This window comes from Rhodococcus sp. AH-ZY2 (assembly GCF_030916465.1).
In the GTDB taxonomy this organism is placed as follows: domain Bacteria; phylum Actinomycetota; class Actinomycetes; order Mycobacteriales; family Mycobacteriaceae; genus Rhodococcus; species Rhodococcus ruber.
In genome coordinates this window covers 1,708,827-1,721,497 of record NZ_CP126458.1, presented here as the reverse complement: position 1 = coordinate 1,721,497, position 12,671 = coordinate 1,708,827, and the positions used below count along the sequence as shown (strand labels likewise).

At 70.7% G+C, this 12,671-nt stretch carries 14 protein-coding genes; 4 read left to right on the top strand and 10 right to left on the bottom strand.

The annotated features are described in order from the left end of the window. Positions 1-37 precede the first annotated feature (37 nt). Positions 38-1,255 carry an RIP metalloprotease gene (locus QNA09_RS09065; protein WP_010592730.1) on the bottom strand — a complete coding sequence of 406 codons (1,218 nt, stop codon included), beginning with the start codon at positions 1,253-1,255 and terminating at the stop codon, positions 38-40. Between the two features lie 15 nt (positions 1,256-1,270). Further along, complete coding sequence (gene dxr, locus QNA09_RS09060) at positions 1,271-2,434, bottom strand: 1-deoxy-D-xylulose-5-phosphate reductoisomerase (RefSeq protein WP_010592731.1); 1,164 nt, start codon at positions 2,432-2,434, stop codon at positions 1,271-1,273. Between the two features lie 142 nt (positions 2,435-2,576). On the opposite strand from dxr, the gene QNA09_RS09055 reads away from it, so the two are divergent. Beyond that, positions 2,577-2,822, top strand: coding sequence for a DUF2631 domain-containing protein (locus tag QNA09_RS09055; RefSeq protein WP_010592732.1), 246 nt, complete (start codon positions 2,577-2,579; stop codon positions 2,820-2,822). A gap of 78 nt (positions 2,823-2,900) precedes the next feature. Here the strand turns inward: QNA09_RS09055 and rlmN are convergent, their stop codons facing one another. Next, positions 2,901-4,010, bottom strand: a complete 1,110-nt coding sequence (gene rlmN / locus QNA09_RS09050; RefSeq protein ID WP_010592733.1) for a 23S rRNA (adenine(2503)-C(2))-methyltransferase RlmN — start codon at positions 4,008-4,010, stop codon at positions 2,901-2,903. Positions 4,011-4,097: 87 nt separating this feature from the next. Here rlmN and QNA09_RS09045 point away from each other — a divergent pair, with 87 nt between their 5' ends. After that, positions 4,098-4,466 carry a lipopolysaccharide assembly LapA domain-containing protein gene (locus tag QNA09_RS09045; protein ID WP_040271831.1) on the top strand — a complete coding sequence of 123 codons (369 nt, stop codon included), beginning with the start codon at positions 4,098-4,100 and terminating at the stop codon, positions 4,464-4,466. 105 nt (positions 4,467-4,571) lie between these two features. Beyond that, positions 4,572-5,432, top strand: coding sequence for a CoA ester lyase (locus QNA09_RS09040; RefSeq protein WP_017680559.1), 861 nt, complete (start codon positions 4,572-4,574; stop codon positions 5,430-5,432). Positions 5,433-5,480: 48 nt separating this feature from the next. Here the strand turns inward: QNA09_RS09040 and QNA09_RS09035 are convergent, their stop codons facing one another. The 6 genes from QNA09_RS09035 to rpsB form a co-directional block, all read right to left on the bottom strand. Next, positions 5,481-6,179: a class I SAM-dependent methyltransferase gene (locus tag QNA09_RS09035; protein WP_048772758.1), complete on the bottom strand. Its 699-nt coding sequence runs from the start codon at positions 6,177-6,179 to the stop codon at positions 5,481-5,483. 37 nt (positions 6,180-6,216) lie between these two features. Then, positions 6,217-7,179: a phosphatidate cytidylyltransferase gene (locus QNA09_RS09030; protein WP_010592738.1), complete on the bottom strand. Its 963-nt coding sequence runs from the start codon at positions 7,177-7,179 to the stop codon at positions 6,217-6,219. 2 nt (positions 7,180-7,181) lie between these two features. Then, complete coding sequence (gene frr, locus QNA09_RS09025) at positions 7,182-7,739, bottom strand: ribosome recycling factor (RefSeq protein ID WP_006937444.1); 558 nt, start codon at positions 7,737-7,739, stop codon at positions 7,182-7,184. A 28-nt stretch (positions 7,740-7,767) separates the two neighbouring features. Further along, positions 7,768-8,496 carry a UMP kinase gene (pyrH, locus tag QNA09_RS09020; protein WP_003939001.1) on the bottom strand — a complete coding sequence of 243 codons (729 nt, stop codon included), beginning with the start codon at positions 8,494-8,496 and terminating at the stop codon, positions 7,768-7,770. Positions 8,497-8,657: 161 nt separating this feature from the next. Next, on the bottom strand, positions 8,658-9,482 hold the full coding sequence (gene tsf, locus QNA09_RS09015) for a translation elongation factor Ts (RefSeq protein ID WP_010592739.1): 825 nt from the start codon (positions 9,480-9,482) through the stop codon (positions 8,658-8,660). Between the two features lie 159 nt (positions 9,483-9,641). Next, on the bottom strand, positions 9,642-10,475 hold the full coding sequence (gene rpsB, locus QNA09_RS09010) for a 30S ribosomal protein S2 (RefSeq protein ID WP_003939003.1): 834 nt from the start codon (positions 10,473-10,475) through the stop codon (positions 9,642-9,644). Positions 10,476-10,796: 321 nt separating this feature from the next. On the opposite strand from rpsB, the gene QNA09_RS09005 reads away from it, so the two are divergent. Continuing rightward, positions 10,797-11,345 carry a M23 family metallopeptidase gene (locus tag QNA09_RS09005; RefSeq protein WP_010592741.1) on the top strand — a complete coding sequence of 183 codons (549 nt, stop codon included), beginning with the start codon at positions 10,797-10,799 and terminating at the stop codon, positions 11,343-11,345. On the opposite strand, the gene QNA09_RS09000 is transcribed toward QNA09_RS09005, so the two are convergent. Further along, on the bottom strand, positions 11,300-12,298 hold the full coding sequence (locus QNA09_RS09000; protein ID WP_010592742.1) for a MinD/ParA family protein: 999 nt from the start codon (positions 12,296-12,298) through the stop codon (positions 11,300-11,302). The two genes, QNA09_RS09005 and QNA09_RS09000, sit on opposite strands and share 46 nt — an antisense overlap. Between the last annotated feature and the right edge of the window lie 373 nt (positions 12,299-12,671).

Below are 12,671 nucleotides of genomic sequence, written 5' to 3'. Positions count from 1 at the left end.
TTCTTTCGTAGCTACGCGGCAATTCTAGCGGTGTGGGTCAGAACAGCTGGATGGGGTTGACGATGTCCGCGGTGAGTGTCAACAGCATGAACGCGCCGCCGATGAGGACGAACACGTAGGTGACGGGCAGCAGCTTCGTGTAGTCGACCGGGCCGCCGACCGGCAGCCCGCGCAGCCCGCGGATCCAGTTGCGGACCTTCTCGTACACGACGACGGCGATGTGGCCGCCGTCGAGCGGCAGCAGCGGGAGCAGGTTGAACATGCCCAGGAAGAAGTTCAGCTGGGCGAGCAGCAGGACGAACATCTGCCAGATGCCCCGCTCGGCGACCTGCCCACCGATGACGGAGGCACCGACCACGCTGATCGGGGTGTCGGGGTCGCGTTCGCCGCCCGTCACCGACTCCCACAGCGCCCCCACCTTGCTGGGCAGGTCGGCGAGGGCCTGCGCGGTGAGCACGAACATGTCGCCGGTGAATTGCAGCGTGCCGCCCACTGCGGTGAACGCGTTGTATTCGGTGACGGACGGCGGCGCGGCCACCCCGATGGCGCTGACGGTCTCCGAGGTGATCGCGCCCGTCTCGGGATCCTGCACCCAGCGCTGGGCGGACTGGACCGGCACCGGGATCGTCAACGTGCGACCGTCGCGCTCGACGACGAAATCCACCGTGCCGGTCGCGGCGCGGGTGACCTCGACCAGGTCCGCGAATGTCGCGACCTCGGTGCCGCCGACGGAGACGACGACGTCCCCGACTTCGAGGCCGGCGGCAGCGGCCGGACCCGGCCCGCTGCACGGCGCGAGCTCGTAGCCCCCGGATTCACCGGCCTGGGTCGGTGCGACGCACGAGAGCTCCCCGATCTCCGCCGGGGTCTCCCCCAGCCGCGGCAGACCCCACGCCACGGCGAGCCCGAAGATCAGCACCATGCCGAGGAGGAAGTTCATCGCGATGCCGCCGGACATCACCACCACGCGCTTCCATGCCTTCTGCTTGAACATGGCGCGCTCGTGCTCGTCGGGAGCCAGCTCGTCGAGCGCCGTCATGCCCGCGATGTCGCAGAAGCCGCCCGCCGGGATCGCCTTGAGGCCGTACTCGGTCTCACCGCGCCGGAACGAGTACAGCCGCGGCCCGAACCCGATGTAGTAGCGCCGCACCTTCATGCCGAGGCGCTGCGCGGTCCACATGTGCCCGGCCTCGTGCAGGGCGATGGATACGGCGATGCCGAGGGCGAACAGCACGACGCCCAGAACGAACATCATCGGTGGCCGGTCCTCCTACTTCACGAGCGCGCGGGCTCGGTCCCGAGCCCAGCCGTCGGCGGCGAGCACATCTTCCACGGTAGCGGGTGCCGCGGACCAGGCGTCGGCGTCGGCCAGCACCGCCGCCACCGTGCGCACGATCCCGGGGAACGGCAGCGCCCCCGCCAGGAAAGCCTCCGCGGCCACCTCGTTCGCGGCGTTGTACACCGCGGTCAGGCATCCGCCGCCCACCCCGGCGGCCCGGGCGAGTTCGATCGCGGGGAAGACGTCGTGATCCACGGGTTCGAACTCCCACGTCGAGGCGGTCGTGAAGTCGAGGGCCGGCGCCGCGTCCGCGATCCGGTGCGGCCAGCCCAGCGCGAGCGCGATCGGCAGCTTCATCGACGGCGGCGACGCCTGGGCCAGCGTGGACCCGTCGGTGAAGGTGACCATCGAGTGCACGATCGACTGCGGGTGCACGGTGACGTCGATCCGGTCGTAGCCGATGCCGAACAACAGGTGCGTCTCGATCAGTTCCAGGCCCTTGTTCACCAGCGTCGCCGAGTTCAGGGTGTTCATCGGGCCCATCGACCAGGTCGGGTGGGCGCCGGCCTGCTCGGGGGTGACCGACTCGAGCCGTTCGGCCGTCCAGCCGCGGAACGGACCACCCGAGGCGGTCAGCACGAGCCGGGCCACCTCGTCGGGGCTGCCGCCGCGCAGGCACTGGGCCAGCGCCGAGTGCTCCGAGTCCACCGGCACGATCTGCCCCGGGGCCGCGGCGGCGGTGACCAGTGCGCCGCCCGCGACGAGCGACTCCTTGTTGGCCAGCGCCAGGCGTGCGCCCGTCGCCAGTGCGGCCAGCGTCGGCTCCAGGCCGAGGGATCCGACGAGGGCGTTGAGCACCACGTCGGCCTCCACGTCGCGCACCAACCTCGTCACCGCCTCCGGCCCGCTGCGGACCTGCAGGCCCGGGAGGTCGAGGCGCGCGGCGGCCTGTGCGTTCGCGACGGCCACCTCGGTCACACCGGTGACGCGGATCTGTTCGGCGAGCAGATCGATGTTGCCACCACCGGCGGCGAGACCGACCACCTCGAACCGGTCGGGGTTGGCGGCGATCACCTCGAGTGCCTGGGTGCCGATGGAGCCGGTGCTGCCGAGCAGCAGGACACGGGTGCGGGAGCTGGGTTGCGAGTCGGCCACGCCGACATTGTTCCCGACCGCCCTGAGGGGAGGCTGAATCACCCGCCCGGCGCGCGGGAGCGCGCCCCCACTTCGTACGACGGGCGGTCGTATGTCACGATTGGCCCAACAGCGAAGATCTTTGCGACCAGGAGGACAAGCGGTGGCCGGTACCGAGTTGAAGACCACTGGCGTCGACACGGCCGAGGTGCCGTCGGCGGAGTGGGGCTGGAGTGGCGAGGCGCCCCGCCTGTTCCGTTTCATGGGCTGGCTCATCGCCCTGTTCCTGCTGGCGATGATCATCGGCAACCACAACGGCAACGTCGAGAACTGGTTCCTGATCGGTTTCGCCGCGCTGCTCGTCGCCATCCTGGTGCGCGACATCGTCCAGCGCCGGCGCCGCAGGTAGCCGCACGTCCCCACAGCAACACCGAAGGGTCCGCCCGGTTCGTCCCGGGCGGACCCTTCGCTTGCCGCGAGTCCGTGTTCAGTTCTCGGCGGCGAGCTGGCCGCAGGCTGCCGCGATCTCCTGGCCCCGGGTGTCCCGCACGGTGCACGAGACCCCCTGAGCCTGGACGCGACGAACGAACTCGCGCTCGACCGGCTTCGGGCTGGCGTCCCATTCGCTGCCCGGCGTCGGGTTGAGCGGGATCAGGTTCACGTGCACCAGCGGGCCGAGCGCCTTGTGCAGCTTCTTGCCCAGCATGTCCGCCCGCCACGGCTGGTCGTTGACGTCGCGGATCAGGGCGTACTCGACGGAGACACGGCGACCGGTCCGGTCGGCGTAGTAGCGCGCGGCGTCGAGCACCTCGGCGACGGGCCAGCGGTTGTTGACCGGCACCAGCGTGTCGCGCAGTTCGTCGTCCGGCGTGTGCAGCGACACGGCGAGGGTCACGTGCAGTCCCTCGTCGGCCAGCCGGCGGATCGCCGGCGCCAGACCGACGGTGGAGACGGTGACCGACCGCTGCGACAGGCCCAGTCCCTCCGGCGGCGGGGCGGTGATGCGCCGCACCGCGGCCACCACCCGCTTGTAGTTCGCCAGCGGCTCCCCCATCCCCATGAACACCACGTTGGACAGACGACCCGGTCCCCCGGCCACGTCACCGTCGCGCAGGGCCGCGGCCGCGGCGCGCACCTGATCGACGATCTCGGCGGTGGACAGGTTCCGATCCAGGCCGCCCTGGCCGGTCGCGCAGAACGGGCAGGCCATCCCGCAGCCGGCCTGGCTCGAGATGCACAGGGTGGCGCGGTCGGGGTAGCGCATGAGCACACTCTCGAGGAGGGTGCCGTCCCCGGCGCGCCACAGCGTCTTGCGGGTCTCGCCGCCGTCGCACGCCACGTGCTTGACCGGTGTCAGCAACGCGGGGAAGAACGCCGCCCCCACCTGCTCGCGCACCTTCGCCGGCAGATCCGTCATCTTCTCCGGATCGGCCTCGAGCCGCCCGTAGTAGTGCCGGGCCAGCTGATCGGCCCGGAAGGCCGGCAGGCCCAGTTCACGCACGGCCGCCCGGCGCTGCTCGGCGTCGAGGTCGGCGAGGTGACGCGGCGGCATACCGCGTTTGGGCGCGTCGAAAACCAGGGGAAGAGAGGAGGGCATAATGACCCATTATCCATTACGGCGGCGGAGCCGGTCTTCCTCGCCGAATACGGTGTGCAGCGGCAGCCGGAGCGAGATGATCGATCCATGACCGACCGCCCCGCGAATCTGCCCGATCCGGTACCGGACCTGCCCGGCGGGGATCGGCCCGACCGGCAGGGCTCGACGAAGGCCACGCCCGATTCCGACCTCCGTCCCGCGCCGGAGATTCCCCTCGACCGCAGCCGCGCGGCATCGACGTGGACCGGCCTGGTCATCGGTGTTCTGGTCCTGATCCTGCTGCTCGTGTTCATCCTGCAGAACCTCGACTCGGTCACCATGGAACTGTTCGCCTGGGAGTTCACCCTGCCGCTGGGGGTGAGCCTGCTGCTGTCGGCCATCGCGGGAGCTCTCGTCATGGCGCTGGCGGGCGGTGTGCGGATCCTGCAGATCAAGCGTGCCGCGAAGCGGCGGTGACACAGCGCCGCCCAGCGGCGGGTGACGAACACAACGCACCCAATCTCCCCAACGCGGCGACAAGAGGGCACCCTGGAGACAAGACCTTCACCCGAGGAGCCTGACGTGACCGCCCACCTGGATGCCCCCGCCTCCGCCACCGTCGCACCCGAGCTCGCCCGATCCTGGCTGCTCGTTCCGGGCACCGCCCCGGAGCGCTTCGCGGCGGCTGCCGCGTCCGCAGCCGATGCCGTGATCCTCGACCTCGAGGACGCCGTGCCGGCGGCCGGCAAAGCCGCCGCACGGGGTCACGTCGTCGAATGGCTGCGCGGCGGTGGCCGTGCCTGGGTGCGGATCAACGACGCCACCACCGTGCACTGGGCCGACGATCTCGCCGCGCTCGCCGCGGTTCCCGGCCTGCAGGGCGTGATGCTCGCCAAGACCGAAAGCGGCCAGCAGGTCGACGCCACCGCCGCTCAGTTGCCGCCCGGAACCCGCATCCTCGTGCTCATCGAGTCGGCGGTGGGCCTCGAGGCCACGCCCGAGATCGCCCGCGCCGACGGGACGTTCCGGCTGGCTTTCGGCAGCGGCGACTTCCGCCGCGACACCGGAATGGACGACTCCCCGCTCGCGATGGCGTACCCGCGTTCCCGCCTGGTCGTGTCGAGCCGGGCGGCCCGCCTGCCCGGTCCCGTCGACGGACCGTCGCTGACCGACGACCCCGAGGTTCTCGAGCGGGAGGCGAAGCTGACCGCCTCCATGGGAATGACCGGGAAGCTGTGCATGACCCCGGCCCGGGCACCGTTCGCCAACGCCGCCCTGAGCCCCAGTTCCGACGAGGTCGGCTGGGCCCGCGACGTGATCGACACACTCGGGGAGGACGGCCGCGGTGTGCGCGACGGCAGTGACCTGCCCCGCCTGGCCAAGGCCAAGAGGATCAGCGAACTGGCCCGGGTGTTCCGCATCCGGGGCACCCACCACCGGTAGGTTCGCGGCCCCGGCAGGTTCGCGACCCCCGGCAGGTTCACGGCACGGTCAGGCGATCTCCAGTCCCCGGGGCTTGCGGCGCACGTGCAGCCGGTAGCGCACCGTGAGGGCGGTGCCTGCCGTGCCACGCACCGCGCGCTCGGCCACCCGCGGGCCGAACTCGATGCCGAGTACGCGCTCGAGCGTGGCGCGGTCCGGGAAACGCCACTCCGTGTCGAGCCGGCGCAGGTCGAAACCTTGGGCGTCGAAGAACGCCTCGACTGTGCGCGGGTCGTAGTGCGGCAGGTCCGCGCGCATCCATTCGCCGTACGGATGGGCGGTCGCGTCGAGATCGACGATCGCGAGGGCGCCGCCGGGCCGCAGCACGCGCATCGCCTCGGCGATACCTGCCCCGCACCCGGGACCGAAGAAGTACGCGGTACGGGCGTGCACGAGGTCCACGCTGCTGTCCGCGAGCGGCAGGTGCTCGGCCGAACCGGTCTGCACTCGCACGCCCGGCCCGCCCCGCGTCCGTCGCCGTGCCAGTTCCACCAGCGGCGGGTGCGGTTCGACACCGGTCACGGTGCGCGCCGCGGCCGCGAACATCGGCAGGTGGAAGCCGGTGCCGCAGCCCACGTCGACCACGTCCCGACCGGCCCAGTCGTATGCCTCGCGCAGCGCCGTGTACACGACGCCGTGGACGTCCTGGGCGCGGTTCTCTTCCTCGTAGACCTCCGGCCAGTGCCAGATGTTGGGGCTGGGCACCACCCCGTGCGTGTCGGACCGCTGCCTTCTCGTCACCGGCCTAGACGAAGGCCCCGAGGACGAGCCAGGTGACGAACGCGGACGGCAGGATGGAGTCCAGCCGATCCATGATCCCGCCGTGGCCGGGCAGCAGGGTGCCCATGTCCTTGATGCCGAGATCCCGTTTGACCTGCGACTCGATCAGGTCGCTCGCCGTGGCCGTGGCGGCGAGCACGACGCCGAGGAGCACACCGATCCACCAGGCGGCGTCGAGCAGCAGGGTCACCGTGAGCACACCGGCGACGGTGCAGGCGAGAACCGAGCCGCCGAAACCCTCCCAGGACTTCTTCGGGCTGATCGCGGGCGCCATCGGGTGCTTGCCGAACAGCACCCCGGACGCGTATCCGCCGACGTCGGATGCGACGCACACGATCATCAGGCAGAACACCCGGGCGGCACCGTCGTCCTCGAGGACCATCAGCGTCGCGAACGACGCGAGGAAAGGTACCCATGCCGCGGTGAAGACGGTGACCGCGGTGTCGCGCAGGTAGTTGCGGGGCCGGCCGCGCAGTCCGCGGTCGAACAGCCGCCACAGCATCGACACGACGGTGGTGCCGGCGAAGGCGCCGAGCACGCCGGTGGTGCCGTAGGGCCAGCCGAGCCAGATCATCGCCTGCCCCCCGACCAGGAGCGGGACCCGGGGAACCAGGACGTCCGCCTCACGCAGGCGCTTGGTGACCTCCCAGGTGGCGATCGCGATGGCCACCGCGACGACGAGGAGCCAGGCCTTGGGGGCGAACGCGAGCACGCCGATGACGAGGCCACCGAGCCCGGCGCCCACGCCCACGGCGGCGGGCAGGTTCCGGCCGGCGCGGGACGCCTTCTTCTCCGGCTCCGCGGCAGGGGTCGGATCGGGCCGGCCCGGCGGGACCTCGGTGCCCGCCTTCGCGGCGTCGGCCGCCGAGTCGGCGTCGGTGACGCCCAGGGGGAGCTGCGGATCGGACGACCCGGCGGCGGTACCCACGGTTAAACCTCCAGCAGCTCGGCTTCCTTGTGCTTGACCAGCTCGTCGATCTGCGCCACGTACTTCGCCGTGGTCTTGTCGAGCTCCTTCTCCGCGCGGGTGACGTCGTCCTCGCCGGCCTCGCCGTCCTTCTGGATGCGGTGCAGCTCCTCCATCGCCTTGCGTCGCACGTTGCGCACGGACACCTTGGCGTCCTCACCCTTGGCCTTGGCCTGCTTGACCAGCTCGCGGCGGCGTTCCTCGGTCAGCTGCGGGATGGAGATGCGGATCAGGGACCCGTCGTTGGTCGGATTGACCCCCAGGTCGGAGTTGCGAATCGCGGTCTCGATCGGGCCGAGCTGCGAGGCCTCGTAGGGTTTGACGACCACCATGCGCGCCTCGGGGACGTTGATGCTGGCCATCTGCGTGACCGGGGTGGGCGCGCCGTAGTAGTCGACGACGATCCTGGAGAACATGCCGGGGTTCGCGCGGCCGGTGCGGATGGATCCGAGATCGTCCTTGGCCACCGTGACGGCCTTTTCCATCTTCTCCTCGGCTTCGAAGAGAGCTTCATCGATCACGGCTGTTCCTCCATGTTCCGTTGTCCGTTCATGACCGTACGAGTGTTCCGATCTTCTCACCGGCGACAGCCCGAGCGATATTCCCCTCGGTGAGCAGGTTGAAGACCATGATCGGCATGTCGTTGTCCATGCAGAGACTGAAGGCGGTCGCATCCGCGACCTTGAGGCCCTTCTCGATGACCTCGCGGTGGGTGATCTCGGTGAACAGGGTCGCGTCGGCGTCGATCCGGGGGTCGGCCGAGTAGACCCCGTCGACAGCCTTGGCCATAAGGACCACCTCCGCGCCGATCTCGAGGGCGCGCTGCGCGGCGGTGGTGTCGGTGGAGAAGTACGGCATGCCCATGCCGGCACCGAAGATCACCACGCGGCCCTTCTCGAGATGCCGGCGGGCACGCAGCGGCAGGTACGGCTCGGCGACCTGCCCCATCGTGATAGCGGTCTGGACACGGGTGTCCACGCCCTGCTTCTCCAGGAAATCCTGCAACGCAAGGGAATTCATTACCGTGCCGAGCATGCCCATGTAGTCGGAGCGAGCGCGGTCGAGACCGCGCTGCTGCAGTTCGGCGCCCCGGAAGAAGTTGCCGCCGCCGATGACCACGGCTACCTCCACCCCGGAGCGGACGACCTCGGCGATCTCCTCGGCGACGGTCGTCACCACGTCCGGGTCGAGACCGACCTTGCCCCCGCCGAACATCTCCCCACCGAGCTTGAGCAGCACCCGACGGAAACCGGGACGTTCCTGGGCGTGTTCGGACATGGTTCTCCTCGGGTCGAGCGGTGGGTCGGCCCTTTCATCCTGCCTCATCCGACCCCGTGGAACCGAGACGGGGGCGCGAGTGTCCGATCGGCCCGAAATCGGGTCGCCGACGCGCCTCGACCCCGCCGGCGAGCGCCGACGGGGTCGAGGAAACGAGAGGTCTAGCTGCCGCCGACCTCGAAACGCACGAAGCGCGACACGGTGGCACCGGCATCGTCGAGCAGCGCCTTGACGGTCTTCTTCGAGTCCGTCACCGAGGCCTGCTCGAGCAGCACGACGTCCTTGAAGAAGCCGTTGAGCCGGCCCTCGACGATCTTCGGCAGGGCGGCCTCCGGCTTGCCCTCGTTCTTGGCGGTCTCCTCCGCGATGCGGCGCTCGTTCTCGACCGTGTCGGCCGGAACCTCGTCGCGGGAGAGGTACTTCGCCTTCAGCGCGGCGACCTGCATCGCGGCGGCACGGGCGGCCTCTGCGGCGGCGTCACCCTCACCGGAGTACTCGACGAGCACGCCGACAGCCGGCGGCAGGTCGGACGCACGCTTGTGCAGGTACACCGCGACGGGGCCGTCGAAGACGGCGAGACGGCGCAGCTCGAGCTTCTCGCCGATCTTGGCGGAGAGCTCCTGCACGAGGGTGTCGACGGTCTTGCCGTCGACCTCGACGGCCTTGAGGGCCTCGAGGTCGGCCGGCTTGGCCTCGGCCGCAGCGGTGACGATCTTCTCGGCGAGAGCCTGGAACTCGTCGTTCTTGGCGACGAAGTCGGTCTCGGAGTTGAGCTCGATGAGCACGCCGTTCTTCGCGGCGACCAGGCCCTCGGCGGTGGAGCGCTCGGCGCGCTTGCCCACGTCCTTGGCGCCCTTGATGCGCAGCTGCTCGACGGCCTTGTCGAAGTCGCCGTCGTTGTCGGCGAGGGCGTTCTTGCACGCCAGCATTCCGGAGCCGGTGAGCTCACGCAGACGCTTGACGTCGGCGGCGGTGTAGTTCGCCATGGGAAGCGAGCCTCCTGTGTCTGTTGTGCGCGATGGGTGCTCGCGCGGAAGTTTCCTCTGATGCGGCTCGGTCGCGTGCGGGTGCACTGATGCGGCGCGGTCGCGTGCGACGGCCCCGACCATGATCTCAGGATCTACCGGTCGGGGCCGCGCATCGGATCAGGCTTCGGCGGAGGGCGCCGCGTCGGCGGCGGGGGCCTCGGCTTCGGCGGCCGGGGTGGCCTGCGCGAGCAGCTCCTGCTCCCACTCGGCGAGCGGCTCGCCGGCGCCGGCCTCCGGCTTGGCGTCCTTGTCGGCGCTCTGGCCGGCGCGGGCCTGCACGCCCTCGGCGACGGCGGAGGCGACGACCTTGGTCAGCAGCGCAGCCGAACGGATCGCATCGTCGTTGCCCGGGATCGGGTAGTCGACGACGTCGGGATCGCAGTTGGTGTCGAGGATCGCGACGACCGGGATGTTCAGCTTGCGGGCCTCGCCGACGGCGATGTGCTCCTTGTTGGTGTCGACGACCCAGATCGCCGACGGCACCTTGGCCATGTCGCGGATGCCACCGAGGGTGCGCTCGAGCTTGGTCTTCTCACGCGTGAGCATGAGGATTTCCTTCTTGGTGCGACCCTCGAACCCACCGGTCTGCTCCATCGACTCCAGCTCCTTCAGGCGCTGCAGGCGCTTGTGGACGGTGGAGAAGTTGGTGAGCATGCCGCCGAGCCAGCGCTGGTTCACGTAGGGCATCCCGACCCGGGTGGCCTCTTCCGCGATGGACTCCTGCGCCTGCTTCTTGGTGCCGACGAACAGCACGGTGCCACCGTGGGCGACCGTCTCCTTGATGAACTCGTACGCCTTGTCGATGTACGTCAGGGTCTGCTGCAGGTCGATGATGTAGATGCCGTTGCGGTCGGTGAAGATGAACCGCTTCATCTTCGGGTTCCAGCGACGGGTCTGGTGACCGAAGTGGGCGCCGCTGTCGAGCAGCTGCTTCATTGTTACGACAGCCATGGCTGTTCTCTCTTTCGGTTCGGTTGCCGCGGGAGATCGGGTGATCCCCGCCCTGGCGTCCGCATGCCCGTCGGACCCTTGCGGGACCGGCCGACGGCCAATTTCCGATGGCGCCCGGAGCACCGGGCGGCGATCAGCGCGCGGACGCGCGAAGTCGATCTGCGAACACAGACCGCTCGAACAGTGTACGGCCTTGCCCTGCGGGAACCACAACTGCCTGATCAGCGGGCCGGTTCGGACGATCTGTGGACGAATCGGAGGGTTGTCCACAATGCCGGGCAGACTCTGTCCGTCGCAGGCACCGCCCGGCACGCTGGGCGGATGAAGATCACCGGGATCGCCGTCCTGACCGCGCTCGCCGCACTGGCGGGGTCGATTCCCGCCGCGGCGTCCCCCCGCGAGTTCGGCTGGCCGCTGCAGCCACGGCCGGCGGTGGCCCGCCCCTTCGACGGTCCCGAGCACGACTGGCTTCCCGGGCACCGGGGCGCCGACCTCGCCGGCCGGCCCGGGCAGCCGGTGCTCGCCGCCGGTGCCGGTGTAGTGGTGTTCGCGGGGACCGTCGCCGGCAAACCCGTGGTCTCGGTGGAGCACGCCGGCGGGCTGCGCACCACCTACGAGCCGGTGACCGCGACGGTCACCGCCGGCCGGCGCGTGGAACGGGGTGACCCGCTCGGCACCCTCGAGCCGGGCCACGAGGGTTGCCCCGCGGTGGCCTGCCTGCACTGGGGAATGCGCCGAGGCCGCGACGACTACCTCGACCCGTTGCCGCTCGTGCGGTCGGTGATCCGTCTCGAGCCCGTGTCCGGGCGCGGCGGCGGGACCGCTCAGGCGCGCCCGCGGCTCGGCTCCGGGCCGCGGCCCGCGGCGTGACGTCCCGACACCGCGGCGAAGTCGTCGGCGACCATGGCGGCGAGTTCGAGGAAGGCGCGACGAGTGGCGGGCCGGAGCAGAGCGAGGTCGATCTCGGCCCCCTCGGCGAGGTGCTCGTCGAACGGCACCACCTGCACGGCCCGGCACCGCGCGAGGAAGTGGCCCGTCAGTGCCTGCATGTCGATGTTGGTGGCCCCGGGCCGGGCAGCGCTGATCACCACGACGGTGCGCTCGACGAGCGCCCCGAAACCGTGGTGCTGCAACCAGTCGAGCGTCGCGGCAGCGCTCCGGGCCCCGTCGATCGCCGGGGATGCGACGAGCACGAGCGCGTGGGCGAGATCGAGCACCCCCCGCATCGCCGAATGCATGATGCCCGTGCCGCAGTCGGTGAGGACGACGTTGTAGTACACCCGCAGGATGTCCACGACGCGGCGGTAGTCGTCCTCGCTGAACGCCTCGGACACGGCCGGGTCGCGTTCGCTCGCAAGCACCTCGAGACGGCTCGGCGCCTGCGACGTGTGCGCGCGGACGTCGGCGTAGCGGGAGATCCGCGGGGCCGCGGCGAGCAGGTCGCGCACCGTGGACTCGGTCTGCTGGGGCACTCGCTGCGCGAGCGTCCCGAAGTCGGGATTCGCGTCGACCGCGATCACGCAGTCCCCCCGCAACGAGGCGAACGTGGAGCCGAGACCGACGGTGGTCGTCGTCTTCCCGACACCGCCCTTGAGGGAGAGCACCGCGATCCGGTAGTCGCCGCTGATCGGCTGCCGGACCCGGTCCCGGAGCTCACGCCGGTACGCCTCGTCGGTCGATTCGCCGGGCGCGAGGATCCCGCCGGTGAGCCGGTGCACGCTGCGCCGCCAACCGGCTGCCGGAGAGCGCCGGGACCGCCGGACCAGGGCGCCGGAGGTCAGGTCCTGATCGGACGGCCGGGGCTCCGGCGCGCCGGACTCCACCGTGCCGGTTTCCCGGCGGTGTCCTGGGGTGGAATGCCCGGGAGGGGTCGACGACGTCGGGCGTTCGGGATCGTCCGCCGCTCGCAGGGGTGACCCGGCGGCGTCCGCGCCGGGCGTGGGTGGACGCGGTGCGGGCTCGGTGCGGTGATGTTCCCCCGGACCGTTCTGCCCCGCCGCCTCCTCCGGACCGGTCGCAGTCGCGGGCCCGGCCACCGCGGCGTCGGCGGGTTGTCCGGTGACAACCGGTTCCGGCACCACCGGTTCTGTTGTTGCGGCTTCGAGGGCGGGTTCCGGGTCCGCAGGTTCGGGCTCCCCAGGTTCGGGGTCCCCAGGTTCGGGGGTGACGGGTTCGGGGGTGACAGGTTCGACACGG